The sequence below is a fragment of the Morganella sp. HMSC11D09 genome (genome assembly GCF_001807955.1).
Classification (GTDB): domain Bacteria; phylum Pseudomonadota; class Gammaproteobacteria; order Enterobacterales; family Enterobacteriaceae; genus Morganella; species Morganella morganii.
The window spans coordinates 1-17,296 of sequence record NZ_KV791662.1; the positions used below are offsets into that span (position 1 = coordinate 1).

Consider the following 17,296-nt stretch of genomic DNA (forward strand, 5'->3'; position numbering starts at 1 on the left):
CCGCACACACTAATTCAACATTCCGCACAGCCATTACCTGCACTGCGCGGCTCTCACATTCTTCGAGCGTATAAATATCATCGGTAACAGGCACAGCAGAGCCGTGCATCACCAGTAGTAATACAAATCCGATTGTCATGGGTTGTTATTTCAGTGAAGTTGTCCGCATGAAGTCATAATGAGCAGGGTGGTTTTTATTAAACTCATCCTCTGTCATGTTATTTTCAATTAATAGTGACAGGAACTCTTTTGGTGAGTCCGTATAAAATAAATCACACTCAGCATCCCATGAATAATATTCCTGGTCTATTTCGTTGAATATATTCAGACCATTCATATTTGAGTAATCAGGCTTGATGTTATTGTCATACTGAAACTGGTCGTATGCAGCCAGGGTTTCCATTACTTTCACTGCTTCAGTAACCGACTCAACATCGACATTGAATGCTTCCCCAGGAATCTGTGGAATGTGCCACACCTGTAATTTTGGTCTGTAAATTTCGTTATCCATCACCCCTCCTGAATCTGCTTAATTAACCTTGTTAGCTGAGAATGTTGGCTCATATTCGCGCTCAACTTCAAACATGCCGATATATTTACCGTCAATCCACAGCATGAATAATAAAGGCCAATGACGCTCCCACCCGTCGCATCTGTCGTGAAAATCTTCTGCGCATGTTTCTATGCAAAATTCGAAGTCGTCATCATCAGCGCTGAAATTATGGTCGTCTGATAATTCACAGCGGAGATTCTCAGTGACGGATGCCGGGTCTTCATCTTTTTTACACGCAACGCAATACTGAATTATTGCCATATTCAATCCTCTGTTATCAGCATATAAGCCCTTATGAATTCTTCCGCGACCGGCGCGGCGATGGCATTTCCGTAGGCGCGGAGTTTTCCCACTCGACCGGCAATCCCATCAGCCAGCGGGAATGTTCCGGATTCAACTGGCCGCCACTTGTCATCCCGGCAGAGTAACCAGTCAGCATCTCGCCAGTAGCCGTTCGTCGGACTGGCAGTGTCATTTTTGACTGCTGCGTCAAGCTGCTGCCCGTCATTCCCGGCGTTATTCCAGTTCCTCCCCGTTCTCCATCCGAGGCGCTCGCTGTTGTCCAGCCTGCCAGCTGCGCGGCCGTTTGAATATTCATTCCTCCCTGCCTGCCGCTTGTTCCAACTCCGCGCCCGCTTCCCGCCAAAGGTATCGGCCACCCAGAACAATCTTTGCCTGATATGCGGCGCACCGAAGCCCGCAGCGCATAAATCAACTGCGCCGACGGCGTAGTTCTCTGTTTCCAAGTCAGTCTGAACAAGGTCGAGCCATCCGAGGCCGTCTTTACTTGCAACCTGTTCACCAAAGATAACGCCAGGCTTGCACTCGCTGATGAGGTGGAAGAATGCAGGCCAAAGGTGCCGCTCGTCAGCAAACCCATTTCCTTTGCCTGCCGCGCTGAAAGGCTGGCACGGACAACTTCCTGTCCAGACTGGTTTATCATCCGGCCATCCTGCACGGCGCAGGGCGAGTGACCACACTCCGACACCGGCGAAGAAGTGGCATTGTGTGAATCCGCGTAAGTCATCTGGTGTGACATCTTCAATACTCCTTTCGTCCACTACACCCGGCGCTATATGACCGGCAGCAATGAGATTCCGTAACCACTGAGCAGCGAACGGGTCGATTTCGTTATAGTAAGCAGTCATTGTTATTTCCTCAGCATCCCTGCATTACGCTTCATCCTGAAACGGTGGGGTTATTGGAAGGGGATACAATCAGCTGCCGGGTATCACCATCAATCACGCAGATAACGCCGCTGATGGCGCACCAGAGTGCGATTCCGTGCAGTGACAGGGCGACACTGTTGATATCAATAATCATACGGTTATCTCCGTGTTAATGATTTTGGCGAACAAGTCGATTCGCATCGATGGCATTATCCGGTTTAACCCGGTTGCGCATGCGATTAGCGACCCACTGCCGGACTTCGCTTTCTTCCCAACGGACCGCTCGTTTCGAGAAGTAACTTCTCTTTGGAAAATCACCTGCTTTTTCCAGGTGGTATATGGTGGTTCTGGATAATCCGACGATGCGCTTCACTTCTTTGAAGTCGATAGGTTTTTTTAATGGGATCATGGTGTGTTCTCCGGGCGGGGGATTTCTCCCCCGGTAAAAATTATTGATATTCAGGCTTCATATCACTCAGCGTCATACTGAATTGCTCATACAGTTCAGCGCCGAGCTTCGTTTTACGGGCATTCAGCAGCTGTTCCACTTTCTGAAATGCTTCTGCGGCTTCCGGTGTGCCGGGTTCCGGCAGAGAATTGATCTCCGCTTCCAGCAGGTTGCGTGAATCAATAACGTGATATGCCTGAACCGCTTTGTTTTTCAATTCGGTGAACAGGGTGATGCCCATGGCCTTTTTACCTTCATCAATCCGGCTACGGATATCTTTCACAGCATCCAGTGTTTCGGCGGTATCGATAGCGCGGCGGATTGCCTCAGCGTCGAATTCTTCAACCAGTTCACCGGTGACTTCTTTTACCGGCTCCGGCTGCTGTGGCTTTGTCTGCTGGTGGGATAATTCGCTGAGTGTTACGCGCTCTTTCGGTGGGGTGACGTCTTTCATGGCGCGTTCCTGAATCTCGTCCGGTGTGTAAACGCCCATAATCACTTCCGGGCAATACAGGCGTGACCAGTATTTTATTGCCAGATAGGCGATCTGCTGCTTCGGCATATTTGTCCAGAGCGGTGAGTTGCGCGTCTGGACATCAGCCAGATAAACCGGCTCACCCCAGGTTATTTCACTGTCACCACGCAGCACAGCGCCAACTTCAACATAGAGGCCAGACTCATCGCGGTTTTTGTCTTTTTTCCCGACAATTTTTTCCCATTCGCCGCCGTAGCGGTAATGGAACCGGCCATCAATAGCGGTTGAACTTGTGATTGCGGCATTGACCAGTTGAGCTTCGTAACCGAGTGTTCCGTTAATAACATGGGTTTTCTGACCAACAACGAAAGGGTCCATGCCCCAGCGGGCGGACTGCATTGTTATTGCCAGGCAATCAGAGGGTTTACCCTGTAAATGTTTCGGTACCGTCACGGTGCCGGACGCCATTAACTCGGCAAAGCGCATCAGGCGATCCATTGAATCCGGATTCATCAGCAATGAGGTGTTATTCATAACGGTCGGTGGTGTACTGGATTGAACAGTTGTTACTTCTGACATAGTGAAATCTCCGGCCCGGCTATTGCCGGGCATAAAATAGAGTGGGTATTAAGCGGCATCCATTTGCAGCGATTCCAGGCGGCGCATATCGAAATCGCTCAGGCCGATAGTGAGCGTGGTGGTGACCGGTCCCGGCCATACATCGGTGTCCATAGCCTGGCGGATATCGCGAAGTGTCTTTTTGTATTCCAGGCGGCCGAGTTCCAGTAAATCCGGAGAGGCTTCGACTACCGCGACCCAGTTGTAATTTTCGTCTTTGTTGACGAAGATCCAGAAGAACTGGTCGAGTTCGGCAATATCGCAGTACATGGCCGCACTGACGTGATAATCGCGGTTGAGTATTTCCCGGCGGATCATGGCTTCGATGGCATCCTGCTTGAAACGTCCAAGTGATACCGATTTCATGTCGAACCCGATACGGCTGTCCGTGGTGGAGATTTCAAGGTCTGGCCGGACACGTACCTCAAGGCCGGTATCTTCATCAATACCGTAATAACTGACTTCTACGGCGCGGCCCGGATGATTAATCAGCGGTCTGATTTCAGGGTGTTGGTAGACAGCCTCCTGCATGGCTTTGCCGAGCTTTAACTGATCACCGGTGATTCGGATACGTGATTCATCTGCCTGCCATGCCTGCATTAATTCATCAGCGAAAACGGTTTCCGGGGATACGGCTTTGATTCTGGTGATAAGGTCCTCTTTCTTACCCGAGGTGAGCAGTGGGTCCGGCTTACTGCGTTCTGCTTCCACCAGCTCAGGGTTTATCGCTTCCAGTTCCCGAATCATATCGATACGTCCGCCGGATGTTTTCAGCGGTACCGGCAGGGTGTTATTGAACATTTTTATGCAGGCTTTCATTGCCGCGGCGGTGTGCTTTTCGTGCTCCGGAATGGTACGGAAAGCATCAGGCAACGCAACATAGAGAGAACCGATTTCTTCAGCGTTACCGGACAGAGATAACGGCTGCGGCAGCGTGGCGTTATGCGCCTCAATCTCTGCTTTCAGTTCGTCGTTGCTCATCACCGACGCCAGACCGGCGTTATAACTCTCTATCCATTTTTTCATAGAGTCGGTATTGGTCAGTGCATCAGCCGGGATAACCGGCGGCAGGCTGAATTCCGTGTCCAGCTTTTCCGGCTCCAGCACCAGAGTATGAAACAGGCTACCGAAATCCAGCGCCTCTGAGCGTTCACGCTGAATCACTTTCGTGATATGGCGGCGCTGGTAATACATCAGGCTGATCCGTGCATCTTTCAGCATGGTGCTGCTGATGCCGTTCGATGCGTGATACGTTTCGTTAGGGATATCAGGATAGCGGCCCGGTTCAAAGTGTGGTGGCTCTGCGGCTACCTGACAGTCATTATCGGTCATCACCTCATCCTGTTGATAAACGGTTTGTTTATCATTTTTTGCAGCAGAATGATCAGCGGCCACGCACAGTGATTCAAAATACTGCTTTTTGTCGCTGGTGGCAGGGTACTTATCCATATTCATGATGACATGTGCCAGCGCTTCAATGCATTGCTCATCCGGCAGTGATTGTAAGCAGGTTGATGATGTGGCAGCGAGGCCAACACGGAAAATAATGTTGTCGTATTTCTCCAGTGCCTGGTTCGATTTATCACCGTTTATACGGGCAATCAGGTCTGTCGTTGCTTTCACTATATCAATGCATGTCTCGCTGCTGGCCAGCATTATCGCCGCAGCTAAATTGGCGTCCATACGTTCTTTATTGGTTGTTGCCATTGTGCTCACCTATAAGTTGATCTGTCCGTGCGGCGGTTTTGGTGGTGAAAGCCCACTTAATGCCAGCGCGGAATGATTTAAACTGCTGTTGTTTGCCGCACACGATAAAAACGTGCAGGCCGTTGAGAATAAAAAATGTCATGTTACCCACCATTTGAATAAACCATTTGTTTATGTTTTGGCGTATAGCAAAACCGGCGGTTATCGCCAGTTCATGTAATTTTTCACGTTCCGATCCCGCGTTCCGGTTCTACGGGTTAGCGAGGACATTCTGCTGCATCAGAATTAGGGATTGTGTTGCAGTCTCGATTGTTAAAGAGCATGACCAATATGGTCAACTCGATATGAATAATAACCCGTAACTGGACGTTGTCAACAATAAAAAACAATAAAAGATAAACAAATTGATTATCATGACAACGAAAAAAAGCCAGCTCGAGGCTGGCCAATTTCGCATCTGTCTGAGTTTATTACCGGTTTTTCTTTATGATGAACTCGATAAAGTCCTGGATCTGTTCTTTCTCTGCCGGTGACAGTGCGGCATACCGTTTCTGGTCATACTTAATGACGTCGGTATCGTTGGACGGGATCAGCAGCTCATAGGCTTTACGGCCCAGTGCCTTGGCAATGGAGTCCACGCTGTCCACGGTGGCACTGGTTTCATTCTTCACGATACGGTTAATCGTTGACTGGCCCAGCCCGCTTTTAACAGACAGCTGAGTCTGTGACTTCACGCCGTCTGTCAGCATAAAGGTACTGATGTTATCTGCCAGTATTGCGCCGATCTCGGTCGGTGAATAGATATCGTCGGTGCTTTCTGCCGGCCGGTTGTAATGGTCGGTATCCATCCAGTATTTTTGCACCCGCGTGACATGTTCTATCTTCCTGGCAACCGCGTCACTGATATTACGGTGGCTCTTCAAATCGGATGAGGAAAGATAGCGTGAAATGATGTTCGGGGCGAAACCCAGCGCATCGGCCAGCGCTTTCTGTCTGCCGTCGTAATACTTCTCCAGAATGAAGATGAGGTTATCTCTCCTTATCTCATTGATATTTTTCATATGGGTTGCCTGATTAAAATGTATTCGTAAATGTTTATCTGATTCCGCCATTAAACAGAATCATGACCTTGTTGGTAAATGACCATGTTGGTTATTATTCTCAGAATGTTTAACGATAGAACAGGAAAAATATGGAAGATTTCAATTTTCATGCATTCTGGAATGGTCTTAACAAAGAAGATCGTGTTGCGTTCGCAGAGAAAGCCGGAGTAACTGTCGGTTATATCAGGACACACCTGAGATACGCCCGCAGACAGCCGGGACTGAAAACTATCAGGCGATTACACCAGGCATGTACTGAGCATGGTGCAGCAGTGACAATGGAAGAGCTGATACGGTTCTTCGAGTGATGAATATATGAGGCCGCCTTGTGCGGCCTTTTTACTTTCTGGTTATATGCAATAAACAATTATGCATTTAAGGTTGATCTATTTTTAAAATATGACTAGCATTTACACATACACACAATTCAGCGGGGTAATGATGGAAATTATCAGCAGGAAAGAAGCGGCATCAAAAGGGCTTAGTAAGTTTTTTACGGGCAGGAAATGTAAAAACGGCCATGTTGCAGAGCGCTACGTTTGTAACGGGGTATGCGTTACCTGCAATTTTGAAAACTCGACAACCTATCGCTCTGTATTAAAGCAGTTAATCAACAGTGCTAAGTGAGTGGTGCTTTTATGCGTGACTACGGGAAAGTTTCACCACAATTCTGGATAGGGAAGACCGGTAAAGAGATCAGGGAAAAAGGTCACGAAGCTCTTATTGTTTCTATGTATTTGCTTACAAATCCTCATGCCAATATGACAGGTATGTATTACCTCCCGGTCATTTACATGGCGCATGAAACCGGGCTGGGTTTGGAAGGGGCTTCGAAGGGGCTTCGAAGGTGCATCGAAGCGGGGTTTTGCCACTACGATGAGGATGCCGAAGTGGTCTGGGTGATTGAAATGGCAAAGTACCAGATCGCACCGGCGCTTAAAGCATCGGATAACCGCTGTATTGGCATACAAAGAGAGTATGACAGTCAGCCTAAAAATCAATTTTTATCAATGTTTTATCAGAAATATAAAGATTGCTTTCATATGTCGTCTGAAAGGAAGCCATCAGAGAAAAAAGAAAGGGGCTTCGAAGGGGCTTCGGAGTCCCTCGGAAGCCAAGAACAAGATCAGGAACAAGAACATAAAACAACTCTCTCTGGCGCGCGCGAAAAAAGTTTCATTCCGGATCCCGATGTGGAAGAACCACCGGCAGGGAACTGGTCAGATTATCCGGGTAAGTTCGCGATGACCGGTCACTGGCAGCCGGATCCGGATTTCAGCCGCAAAGCGGCACAGTGGGGAGTGATGCTGAATGAGCCGTACCGGCCTGAGGAACTGGCCGAGTTCATCACGTACTGGCAGGCGGAAGGGAAAGCCAAACACCATGCACAGTGGGAAATGGCGTTCGCAAAAAGCATTCATCAGCAGCGCATGAAAACCAACGGGGGAAACAATGGGACAAATAAACACAATCAGACCGGCAGTCCGTTTGCCGGAAAATCCAGAGCCATGCAGAAATTCCTGCAAAGCGTCCACGACAACCACGGACCAGAGGCTGTTGCAGCTCTGGTGGAAAATGATCGAGCTGTACGGGGACAAATGGACCAGGAAGAACAGCGAGGAACCGTCATCGATGTGGAAGCGAGCAACCGCCGGATTGAGTGATGACCAGTTTGAGATGATATTCACATTCTGCCTCGACCGCTGCATGAACGGTAACCCGTGGCCGCCTGAACTTTCTGACGTGATTGTGATGCTGTCGGATAAGCTGGTGGATTCAAATGCATTCGGGATCCCGTTTGACGACATGCTGCGTGACTTCCTGAAATACCTGGCGGAGCGGGGATATTACCGCAGTGCTGAGATGTACCCATTCAGGCACCCGGTGCAGTACTGGATCTTCACGGAACTGAGAAACAAGGTGCATGACCTGCGACTGACTGAGCCGGAAGTTGAAAAGCGCCTGGCAAAGATGATCCGGCAGTGGGCGGACCGTGTAGACAAAGGCGAACCGATACCCCGTCCGGTTCTGCGTGTGGAAGATAAAACCCGTCCGCCTCCTGCGTGGATGGAAATGCTCGAAAGAAAAAAACAACGATCTGCCTGAGTGCATGAATCATCAAAATCGTAAGCCAGTACAACGCAGCGAGGTTTTAACTATGCGGTCAGTACGTTTTCATGATGTGGTTTTAAAAGTCTCTCATAATTCGATACAGGGCTTTTTAACCGCATGCGGCATATTGGTATTTTTATTCTTGAAAAGATAAACAAGATGGTTATATTTGCCTGTAAGGTAATTACCATGGGGGCTATATGCGGGTTCAGGACTACATCGTGCTGGTTCTTGCGGATAAGCCGGATCTCACTGCCATGCAGCTGGTGGTCGCCATCAGGAACGACCACAGACGGAAGGTCGGAATATCTGCGGTGCGGTATGCGCTCGACCAGCTGTATCGCTGGAATGTGATAGGGCGCAAAAGAAACTCATACAACTTCGTCCACTGGCTTCGGTATGACCACCGGGAAGGGCTTGAAAATCAGGCGCAGACCAGGCGCGAGAATATCGCTAAAGCTCTCAGGCGCAGCCATGAGCGCAGCGAGGAAACAGCGGCGAAACCACGGGTGACAGAGCGAAAGCCGAGAGTACGCCAGCCGATTGAGCAGTATGGCGAACCAGCACGGATGCAGAAACTGTTTGATTCACTACTGAAAAAGGCCAGGAACAATGCGGGTTAACGAGTTCGATATCACGCCGGTACCAAAGCCGCGTATGACACAGCGGGACAAGTGGCAGAAACGGCCTGCGGTTATGCGTTACAGAGCATTCTGTGATGAAGCACGGTTGCGCCGCATAACGCTGCCGGAATCTGGTGCTGAAATCGTTTTTCAGATGCCGATGCCGAAAAGCTGGTCTGGAGTGAAGAAGCGCAGCATGGACGGGCAGCCGCACCAGCAGAAGCCGGATGTCGATAACCTGCTTAAAGCCCTGATGGATGCCTTGTTTGATGATGATTGCAAGGTCTGGAATGTGGCGGTTTCCAAGGTGTGGGGTGAGGCCGGGAAGATAACGGTAAGGTTACCGGAATAACGGCGGAATCGTGAACTTATTACCATCGGGTAAGTAAGTGATTGAAATTGTTAATTGATAAATGAATAGGGTAAGAAATTATGAGCCGGAATTTACGGTGCCGGAGATGCAGAAAAATGACTCAGCGCTCCGAGCTGGCACTGGTACAGCGAAAGCATTATATCGAGTTGGTCTGTCCGTCCTGCGGCTGTAGAAATTTTGATGTAGTGATTAATCGTGACATGTCACGGCAAATTAATTAACTGCCGGAGGGGTGATGGAAACAAAAATTATCCACGTAAATTTCAAAGACGAAAATAAGCCGGTACTCAGTACCGAAGTGGAAGATAAAAAATCCAGACCACAGGAGATCTGCCGTCACCACGGTGTGACCATAAATGAGCAATATCGCCAGGTAACCTGCAAGCACTGCAATTGTGTTGTTGATGCATTTGATGTGCTGCTTTCCCGCGCGAAAGATGCTGAACATGTTGTCCGTGAAATTGGTGATCTGATGGATAAACGTGCGGAACTTCGTAAGTCAGTTGATGAACTACTGAAAGCGGAAAAGAACACCAAGGCCAGATTACGCAGCGCCAGAACCGATCTGCTTTTTACTGAAAATAAAATGGCTCAACTTAAAGGGGAGGTCGGATGAAAACTGTAAAAACGAGTGAGCTTTCAGGCCGGGCGCTGGATTGGGCTGTGGCGCAGGCAATTGGTATGCAGGTTAAAATAGGCTCTGAGTACATCGTTGATGCCAATAAATGCGTTTACGTGCCGTCAAGGTCGTGGGTTATCTGTGGTGAGCTCGTTGAGAAATACTCTATTGAGCTTGTAAACGAGCTGATCCCGGATGAGCAATGGGGCGGGCGCATGGTCTGGTCAGCTTCCTGTAATTACGTGCAGGATGGCTATGAAGACGGTGATACACCGCGTATCGCAATATGCCGTGCTGTCGTGGCGGTGAAGATGGGGCGTGAGGTTCGTGTGCCTGAGGAACTGCTGAAATGACAGCCAAAACCCCCGCCGAACGCAAAGCCGCACAGCGTAAACGCCAGCGTAGCGCTGGCATGGTAACCCCGCAGTGGCAGATTGAGGCCGAAGAACATGAGATGATCAAGCGTAACTGCGCTCTGCGCCGCGCCGGTCGTGAACCATACGACGAAGCCGAGTATATCCAGATGCTGATACGCAACGACGATGCACGGCTTAAGCGTGAGATTGCTGAGTTGTCAAAGCGCTGCTGTGGTAAGTGTGGTGAGGCGTTGCCGGTCGCTGAGTGCTGCCTGTCCGGTGATGCAGAATGTTGGAACACCAGAGGGTGGCATGAGATGAAATTGAAGGTAGAATAACAATACTTAGAATAAGGAGATTATATGTCATTGGAATTAACAACGCTACCAACCACTGCTTTGATTACATCAACAATTGCTGTGTCATTGTTTATATTAAAGGAAATATTAGAATATATAAGAAAAAAGAAGGAGAAAAAAAAGAATATTAAAGCAATAGATGCATTGATTGCAATACAAGGAATTAATATAATAAAACAATTGCTATTCATTGTTTATTTGTCAAATCAGGTAAAAGTTAATTCAAAATATTCTTTTTCAACTGATTATCTTGGAAGAGTTAATTTTGTTAAGTTTGATGAATTTGAACAGTTAGCTGTACCTGGTAATATAGAAAAATTCAGTCATGACACGATATTGGATGTTACAAGAATGGCAATTAACAAATTTCATATACTTGTAAATGTTAACGGGGCTAATGAGTTATTAAGTAATTCAATAGATGCATTTCTTTGCCATATAAAGAATGAGAAGGTTGATATGCTTTCAGATGAATTAAGCCATAAGGAATTTACAAAAAAAATAGTCAAAGATTGCCGTGAAATATTACAACCAATAGAGAGTGTAATGAAAATAAATGTATCCTATGAGAAGTTGATTAATTGCTTAGATGATGAACTGAAAAAACTCTGATGAGTTGAAGTTTACTTTTTTAGTGGTCATAATAAACAAAAAGGTAATTATTATGACCATCAAAAGACCCCGCAAACTACCAGCACGAAAGCCTACACCGCTGAACGCTCAGATGGAGCGTTTCTGTCAGGAATATCTCAAAGCGCCTGATAATCAGACTGATGCCGCCATTTCTGCCGGGTACGCTCCTGGTAGTGCCTGTAAACGTGCATCGGTACTGATGGCAGATCCCCGCATTCAGGAACGTATCGCCCAGCTTATGCAGCAGAGGAACAAGCGCACCAAGATGAGCGCCGACACCGTTCTTAAGCGGTTGGTGGATATGCTGGACGCGGATATCGCGGACATTCTCACTGATACTGGGGATATCAAGCCTATTAAGGATTGGCCTGCTGTGTGGCGTAAAAGTATCGCATCATTTGAAATTGCAGTCGTTGATGAAAATGTCACCGTTAAAAAGGTGAAGCTGCTGGATAAGTTGCGCGTACTTGAGCTGGTAGGTAAGCACGTAGACGTGAATGCCTTCCGGGAGCGCGTACAGGTTGACGTCAATATCTCGCTGGCGGATAAATTGGCCGCAGCACGGAAACGGGCAGCAGAGGGTATTGAGTAATGACAGATGCCGCCACCACGTCACCGGAAGAACAGCTGATTGATGATATTGCCATGTTCACGCATGACCCGCTCAGTTATGCGCTGTACGCATTTCCGTGGGGCGAGGCGGGCACTGAACTGGAAACGGCCGGCGGTCCGCGTCAGTGGCAGGCAGAGGCACTGGGTGAAATAGGTCAGCATTTGCGCAATCCGGATACGCGGCATCAGCCGCTGCTGCTGGCACGCGCATCCGGGCACGGCATCGGCAAATCGGCATTCATTTCCATGGTAATTAAGTGGGGCATGGACACCTGCGAAGATTGCAAAGTCGTCGTCACCGCCAACACCGAAAACCAGCTGCGAACCAAAACATGGCCGGAGATTGCCAAGTGGCAGCGTCTTTCCATCACCCGCGACTGGTTCACCTGCACCAAAACAGCTATCTATTCCAACGATCCGAACCATACCAACGCATGGCGGGCTGATGCCGTGCCATGGTCAGAGAACAACACCGAGGCATTCGCCGGGCTGCACAACCAGGGCAAGCGCATCATTCTGGTGTTCGATGAGGCATCCAACATTGCCGATCTGGTGTGGGAGGTTGCCGAGGGGGCGCTGACGGATGAGAACACGGAAATTATCTGGATTGCCTTCGGGAACCCGACCCGTAACACCGGGCGCTTCCGTGAGTGCTTCCGCAAGTTTAAACATCGCTGGCGCACAAAGCAGATAGACAGCCGGACGGTGGAAGGCACCAACAAAGAGCAGATCAAAAAGTGGGAAGAAGATATGGGTGAAGACAGCGACTTCTTCAAAATCCGTGTGCGCGGTATTTTCCCGTCAGCATCTGAAACTCAGTTTATCCCGACCGGCCTTACCGATGCTGCCATGAAACGGACGGTAACCGCTGCTGAGGTGGCTCACGCGCCGGTAATCATCGGCGTTGACCCTGCCTATTCCGGTGCGGATGATGCGGTGATCTACATGCGACAGGGTCTGTACTGTAAATGCCTGTGGACGGGTAACAAGACCACCGATGATGTGGTGATGGCAAAACGTATCGCGGATTTTGAAGACAGCCTCCAGGCGGACGCTGTGCATATCGATTTCGGCTACGGTACTGGTATTTACTCCGTTGGTATGAACTGGGGGCGCGACTGGCAGTTGGTACAGTTCGGCGGAGCCTCCACCGATCCGCAGATGGCTAATAAGCGCGGTGAGATGCACAACAGCGCTAAAACGTGGCTTAAGATTGGCGGGGCATTGGACGACCAGGAAACCGCTGATGATTTATCTGCTGCGGAATACAAAGTCCGCCTGGACGGAAAAATACTGCTGGAATCCAAAGACGATATTAAAAAACGCATAGGCCGCTCCCCAGGTAAAGGTGATGCGCTGGTGCTGACGTTTGCTTATCCGGTCACCAAAAAAGATCCGCAATTTAAACAGAACATTTCTCACGGCTCAGTTGTGGCTGACAACGATTACGATCCCTACGCCTGAATAACAGATAAAAAAATGCCCTCACGAAGAGGGCAAAAGCTGTAGCACTGGCAACACCTGTTATGGAGGGTAAAGAGAATCACGGCTGAGTGATAAACAAAATGTTAGTTATGTTTATTTCAAATGTCAATTAACATGATATACAATCCATATAAAGTAATTTTGTTTATCTTATTGAGGTGTGGATATGTGTGGATTCAGTAAGCCGAAAATCAGTACGCCGCCACCGGTTCAGGCAGCACCACAGGAGCAGGACGAAGCTGTCACCAGCAGCCGTGATGAAGAAATGCGCCGCCGCCGTGCAGCATCAGGCCGCAAGTCAACCATGCTGACCGGTTCTCAGGGTGCCACCGGTGCCGCGTCCACCAGCGGTAAAACGCTGTTAGGCCAGTAATCACAGGGGCGGATAATGTCAGATAGCCTGAAGCAGCAGTTAAATAAGCAACTCTCTCAGCTGAAAGCCGAGCGACTCTCTTTTGAGCCGCACTGGCGTGAGCTGTCTGATTTCACCCGCCCGCGCAGTACCCGCTTTACCGCCTCGGAAGTTAACCGAGGTGATCGCCGCAACAGCAAGATTATTGACCCGGCTGCCGTTATGGCGGCGCGTACCTTATCCAGCGGCATGATGTCCGGCATTACCAGCCCGGCGCGTCCGTGGTTCCGCTTGGCAACACCTGACCGTGATTTGATGGACTACGGTCCGGTGAAACTCTGGCTGGAAACTGTCGAACAGCGCATGAACGAAGTGTTTAACCGCTCCAATCTCTACCAGTCACTGCCGCTGATGTACGAGGATTTAGGTACGTTCGCCACCGGTGCAATGGCTGTTGTCGCTGACCCGCAGCGGGTGATCCGTACCGTACCGTTCCCGACCGGCAGCTTTTACATTGCCAACGGCGCGGATCTGAGTGTCGATACTGCCGTCCGTGAATTCAGTATGACCGTGCGTCAGGTGGTCACTGAGTTCGGTACGGATGCGGTCAGTGACACAGTGAAATCACAGTGGAACAGCGGTCAATATGGGCAGTGGGTGAATGTAGTTCACGCTGTCTATCCGAACCTTGATCGCCAGACCGGCAAACTGGAAGCGAAACACAAGGCGTACAAATCCGTTTATTACGAGGCTAACAGTACTGACGACAAGCTGTTGCGTGAATCCGGTTACGACGAATTCCCGATCATGGCCCCACGCTGGGAAGTGAACGGCGAGGACGTTTACGGTTCATCCTGTCCAGGCATGGTGGCACTCGGTAGTGTGAAAGCTCTGCAACTTCTGCAGCGCCGCAAAGCGCAGATGATCGACAAAATCACCAACCCGCCGTTACAGGCTCCGGCCTCTATCAAAAGCCAGAGAATTTCTACTATCCCCGGCGGGATTAACTATCTGCCGATGGCTGACGTGAATAACCAGATCAAGCCGCTGTTCCAGATACCGGCTAATGGCACCAATGGCCTGCTGGAAGATATCCAAGACACCCGCCAGATTATCGATCACGCCTATTTCGTTGACCTGTTCCGCATGATGCAGACCGTGAATACCCGTTCAATGCCGGTCGAAGCCGTGGCGGAAATGCGGGAAGAAAAACTGCTGATGCTGGGGCCGGTATTACAGCGTCTGGATTCCGAGCTGCTGGATAAGCTGATTAACCGCACGTTCAGCGTAATGGCTGAGAACAACCTGCTGCCGGTACCGCCGGATGAGATGCAGGGTATGCAGCTGAAAGTCGAATATATCTCAGTGATGGCACAGGCGCAGAAAGCGATCGGCGTCAGCAGCATTGAGCGTTTCATTGGCTTCACTAGCGGCATAGGTCAGTTCAAACCGGATGCCCTAGACAAAATCAACGTGGACGAAACTATCGATGCCTACGCGGCATCAATCGGTGTTCCGCCGTCCGTGGTGGCAACCAATGAGCAGGTGGCGCAAATCCGCGAGCAACGCGCACAGCAGCAGGCGATGGCACAACAGATGCAGATGGCGCAGGCCGCTGTCGGTGGCGCTCAGACGTTGGGTAATACGCCGCTGGATGATAACAGCGCATTGGTTGCGCTGGCCGGAGGTGGTCAGTGACAGACGCACAGGAAACCTATCTGCTCACTCCGCAGGAACAGGCCGCACACGATATTGCACAGCGCGAGCAACAGAAACGCGCTGATGATGACCTGAAAGCGGTTATGTCAACAGAGGAAGGCCGCCGGTTTATGTGGCGGTTGCTGGGTGAAAGCAATGTGTTTGGCTCATCTTTCTCAGCAGATCCGTATCTGACAGCCTTTAAAGAGGGCTGCCGTAACTTTGGTTTACAGATGTTTGAAGGGCTTCATCGTGTCTGCCCTGAACTCTATGCACTGATGGCTGATGAAGCCGCGAAACAACAGGAGAAACAATCATGAACTTATGGCAGCGCTTAATGATGCGTCGCTTGTGTGAAGAGCAGAGCGCGGAGGGTGGTGACAATGGCGGAGCGGCTCCGGGTACAAAAGGCACACCGGCTGGTACAGAAACACCACCAGCGAATAGCGGCGGTACTCCTGCGGGTAATGAGCAGGATAAAGGTACTGAGCAACCGGCCAAAGACCCGAAAGCAGATCTCGGTAAACCCGCTGTAGCGGCCCCGGAAAAGTATGAATTCAAACCCGCAGAAGGTCAGGAACTGGATGCTGAAGCGGTAAAAGCTTTTGAGCCGATCGCCAAAGAGCTGAACCTGAGCAACGAGCAGGCGCAAAAGCTGGTGGATGTGTACGGCAGCAAGATTATGCCGAAGCTGGTTGAACAGCAGGCGGCACAGTGGCAGCAGCAGATCGAACAGTGGGCTGAGCAGGTTAAGGCAGATAAAGACCTCGGTACCGATGCTTCCATTGGCGCAGCGCAGAAAGCCATGGATAAGTTCGGCTCACCAGAGCTGAAACAGTATTTGAACGAAACCGGCCTCGGAAATCACCCGGAGCTGGTGCGTATTTTTGCCAATATCGGCAAAGCCATGTCAGAGGACGGTCTTGTCACTGGCAATAGCGGCGGCACGAAGAGTGCCGCTGATGTGTTATTCGGATAATTAAGGGGAAACCATGCCAGCACTTACGCTACTTGACTGGGCTAAACGACAAGGCCCTGACAGCAAACAGGCGAAAATTGTCGAACTGCTGAATCAGACCAACGAGATCCTCGACGATATGCTGTTCGTTGAAGGTAACCTGCCGACCGGCCACCGCACTACGGTGCGTACCGGTTTGCCGTCAGCCACATGGCGCTTACTGAACTACGGTGTTCAGCCGAGCAAATCAACCACGGCACAGGTCACCGACACAGTCGGTATGCTGGAAACCTATTCCGAAGTGGATAAAGACCTGGCTGATCTTAACGGTAACAAAACAGAATTCCTGCTTTCTGAATCCCTGGCGTTTCTGGAGTCCATGAACCAGGAGATGGCTGAAACACTGATCTACGGTGATACCACGGTACACCCGCAGCGCTTCACCGGACTGGCTGCCCGTTTTAATGATTTGGGCGCCAAGAGCGGCGCTAACATCATCGACGCTGGAGGTACCGGCAGTAACCTGACCTCTATCTGGTTGGTGGTATGGGGTGAAAACACCGTCCACGGCCTGTTCCCGAAAGGCTCTAAAGCTGGCTTACAGCAGGAGCACAAAGGACAGGTGACGCTGGAAGATGAGAACGGCGGCCGCTATGAAGGTTACCGTACCCACTTCCAGTGGAAAAACGGCCTGACCGTCCGTGACTGGCGTTATGTGGTGCGTATCGCCAACATCGATATGAGTAAGCTGAAGAAAGACCCGGAAGCGGCGGACACGCTCGACCTGGTTGATCTGCTGATTCAGGCGATTGAGAAGATCCCTAACCTCGCTATGGGTCGTCCGGCAATCTACTGCAACCAGGCTATCCGCAGCTGGATGCGACGCCAGATTAAAAATTCCAAGAACGTCAACATTTCCATGCAGGAAGTGGCAGGGAAGAAAGTCGTGTCGTTCGATGAGATCCCGGTGCGCCGCGTCGATTCCATTCTGGCGACAGAAAGCCAGGTTAAGTAACCGCGTATGCCGGACGGCATCAGCCTCC

General features: G+C 50.1%; 25 protein-coding genes. 16 read left to right on the top strand and 9 right to left on the bottom strand.

Annotated features, from left to right (window positions below):
• Window positions 1-145: 145 nt before the first annotated feature.
• From HMPREF3119_RS03980 to HMPREF3119_RS04010, 9 genes are all read right to left on the bottom strand, one after another.
• Window positions 146-511, bottom strand: a complete 366-nt coding sequence (locus HMPREF3119_RS03980; protein ID WP_070578519.1) for a hypothetical protein — start codon at window positions 509-511, stop codon at window positions 146-148.
• Between the two features lie 18 nt (window positions 512-529).
• Entirely contained in the window at window positions 530-814 is a 285-nt protein-coding gene (locus HMPREF3119_RS03985; RefSeq protein ID WP_070578522.1) for a hypothetical protein, read from the bottom strand.
• Between the two features lie 2 nt (window positions 815-816).
• The gene (locus tag HMPREF3119_RS03990; protein ID WP_210388494.1) at window positions 817-1,701 is read right to left on the bottom strand and encodes a DNA cytosine methyltransferase; all 885 of its coding nucleotides are present in this window, start codon (window positions 1,699-1,701) and stop codon (window positions 817-819) included.
• A gap of 31 nt (window positions 1,702-1,732) precedes the next feature.
• A complete protein-coding gene (locus tag HMPREF3119_RS19335) occupies window positions 1,733-1,876 on the bottom strand; it encodes a hypothetical protein (RefSeq protein WP_168162276.1) in 144 nt (47 codons plus the stop codon).
• Window positions 1,877-1,891: 15 nt separating this feature from the next.
• Window positions 1,892-2,131, bottom strand: a complete 240-nt coding sequence (locus tag HMPREF3119_RS03995) for a helix-turn-helix transcriptional regulator (protein WP_024472865.1) — start codon at window positions 2,129-2,131, stop codon at window positions 1,892-1,894.
• A 40-nt stretch (window positions 2,132-2,171) separates the two neighbouring features.
• A complete protein-coding gene (locus HMPREF3119_RS04000; protein WP_070578528.1) occupies window positions 2,172-3,224 on the bottom strand; it encodes a RecT family recombinase in 1,053 nt (350 codons plus the stop codon).
• Between the two features lie 48 nt (window positions 3,225-3,272).
• On the bottom strand, window positions 3,273-4,970 hold the full coding sequence (locus HMPREF3119_RS04005; protein ID WP_070578531.1) for a PD-(D/E)XK nuclease-like domain-containing protein: 1,698 nt from the start codon (window positions 4,968-4,970) through the stop codon (window positions 3,273-3,275).
• Window positions 4,954-5,112: a hypothetical protein gene (locus tag HMPREF3119_RS19340; RefSeq protein WP_168162277.1), complete on the bottom strand. Its 159-nt coding sequence runs from the start codon at window positions 5,110-5,112 to the stop codon at window positions 4,954-4,956. The genes HMPREF3119_RS04005 and HMPREF3119_RS19340 overlap by 17 nt, the downstream gene beginning before the upstream one ends.
• A 328-nt stretch (window positions 5,113-5,440) precedes the next feature.
• The gene (locus HMPREF3119_RS04010; protein ID WP_036407682.1) at window positions 5,441-6,031 is read right to left on the bottom strand and encodes a helix-turn-helix domain-containing protein; all 591 of its coding nucleotides are present in this window, start codon (window positions 6,029-6,031) and stop codon (window positions 5,441-5,443) included.
• A 131-nt stretch (window positions 6,032-6,162) separates the two neighbouring features.
• Here HMPREF3119_RS04010 and HMPREF3119_RS04015 point away from each other — a divergent pair, with 131 nt between their 5' ends.
• The 16 genes from HMPREF3119_RS04015 (at window position 6,163) to HMPREF3119_RS04090 (ending at window position 17,268) form a co-directional block, all read left to right on the top strand.
• Window positions 6,163-6,381 carry a hypothetical protein gene (locus HMPREF3119_RS04015; RefSeq protein WP_036425894.1) on the top strand — a complete coding sequence of 73 codons (219 nt, stop codon included), beginning with the start codon at window positions 6,163-6,165 and terminating at the stop codon, window positions 6,379-6,381.
• A 330-nt stretch (window positions 6,382-6,711) separates the two neighbouring features.
• A complete protein-coding gene (locus tag HMPREF3119_RS04020; protein WP_070578535.1) occupies window positions 6,712-7,737 on the top strand; it encodes a DnaT-like ssDNA-binding domain-containing protein in 1,026 nt (341 codons plus the stop codon).
• Window positions 7,706-8,179 carry a replication protein P gene (locus HMPREF3119_RS04025; protein ID WP_070578538.1) on the top strand — a complete coding sequence of 158 codons (474 nt, stop codon included), beginning with the start codon at window positions 7,706-7,708 and terminating at the stop codon, window positions 8,177-8,179. Before HMPREF3119_RS04020 ends, HMPREF3119_RS04025 begins: the two co-directional genes overlap by 32 nt.
• Before the next feature lie 206 nt (window positions 8,180-8,385).
• Window positions 8,386-8,808: a hypothetical protein gene (locus HMPREF3119_RS04030; protein ID WP_070578541.1), complete on the top strand. Its 423-nt coding sequence runs from the start codon at window positions 8,386-8,388 to the stop codon at window positions 8,806-8,808.
• Window positions 8,798-9,160 (top strand): RusA family crossover junction endodeoxyribonuclease, encoded by a 363-nt coding sequence (locus tag HMPREF3119_RS04035; protein WP_070578544.1) that lies wholly within the window; start codon window positions 8,798-8,800, stop codon window positions 9,158-9,160. Before HMPREF3119_RS04030 ends, HMPREF3119_RS04035 begins: the two co-directional genes overlap by 11 nt.
• Before the next feature lie 256 nt (window positions 9,161-9,416).
• On the top strand, window positions 9,417-9,797 hold the full coding sequence (locus HMPREF3119_RS04040) for a hypothetical protein (RefSeq protein ID WP_070578546.1): 381 nt from the start codon (window positions 9,417-9,419) through the stop codon (window positions 9,795-9,797).
• Complete coding sequence (locus tag HMPREF3119_RS04045) at window positions 9,794-10,153, top strand: phage protein NinX family protein (protein WP_070578549.1); 360 nt, start codon at window positions 9,794-9,796, stop codon at window positions 10,151-10,153. Before HMPREF3119_RS04040 ends, HMPREF3119_RS04045 begins: the two co-directional genes overlap by 4 nt.
• Window positions 10,150-10,494, top strand: coding sequence for a hypothetical protein (locus HMPREF3119_RS04050; RefSeq protein WP_070578552.1), 345 nt, complete (start codon window positions 10,150-10,152; stop codon window positions 10,492-10,494). Before HMPREF3119_RS04045 ends, HMPREF3119_RS04050 begins: the two co-directional genes overlap by 4 nt.
• A gap of 24 nt (window positions 10,495-10,518) precedes the next feature.
• Window positions 10,519-11,127, top strand: a complete 609-nt coding sequence (locus HMPREF3119_RS04055) for a hypothetical protein (protein ID WP_070578555.1) — start codon at window positions 10,519-10,521, stop codon at window positions 11,125-11,127.
• Between the two features lie 52 nt (window positions 11,128-11,179).
• On the top strand, window positions 11,180-11,740 hold the full coding sequence (locus HMPREF3119_RS04060; RefSeq protein WP_070578558.1) for a terminase small subunit: 561 nt from the start codon (window positions 11,180-11,182) through the stop codon (window positions 11,738-11,740).
• Window positions 11,740-13,224 carry a terminase gene (locus HMPREF3119_RS04065; protein WP_070578561.1) on the top strand — a complete coding sequence of 495 codons (1,485 nt, stop codon included), beginning with the start codon at window positions 11,740-11,742 and terminating at the stop codon, window positions 13,222-13,224. Before HMPREF3119_RS04060 ends, HMPREF3119_RS04065 begins: the two co-directional genes overlap by 1 nt.
• Window positions 13,225-13,411: 187 nt before the next feature.
• Window positions 13,412-13,618 (top strand): hypothetical protein, encoded by a 207-nt coding sequence (locus tag HMPREF3119_RS04070; protein WP_004239577.1) that lies wholly within the window; start codon window positions 13,412-13,414, stop codon window positions 13,616-13,618.
• Between the two features lie 15 nt (window positions 13,619-13,633).
• Window positions 13,634-15,295, top strand: coding sequence for a portal protein (locus HMPREF3119_RS04075; RefSeq protein WP_070578565.1), 1,662 nt, complete (start codon window positions 13,634-13,636; stop codon window positions 15,293-15,295).
• On the top strand, window positions 15,292-15,615 hold the full coding sequence (locus HMPREF3119_RS04080; RefSeq protein ID WP_070578568.1) for a Bbp19 family protein: 324 nt from the start codon (window positions 15,292-15,294) through the stop codon (window positions 15,613-15,615). The genes HMPREF3119_RS04075 and HMPREF3119_RS04080 overlap by 4 nt, the downstream gene beginning before the upstream one ends.
• Entirely contained in the window at window positions 15,612-16,274 is a 663-nt protein-coding gene (locus tag HMPREF3119_RS04085) for a peptidase (RefSeq protein WP_070578570.1), read from the top strand. Before HMPREF3119_RS04080 ends, HMPREF3119_RS04085 begins: the two co-directional genes overlap by 4 nt.
• A 13-nt stretch (window positions 16,275-16,287) precedes the next feature.
• Window positions 16,288-17,268 (top strand): major capsid protein, encoded by a 981-nt coding sequence (locus tag HMPREF3119_RS04090; RefSeq protein ID WP_070578572.1) that lies wholly within the window; start codon window positions 16,288-16,290, stop codon window positions 17,266-17,268.
• The last annotated feature ends 28 nt before the right edge of the window (window positions 17,269-17,296 follow it).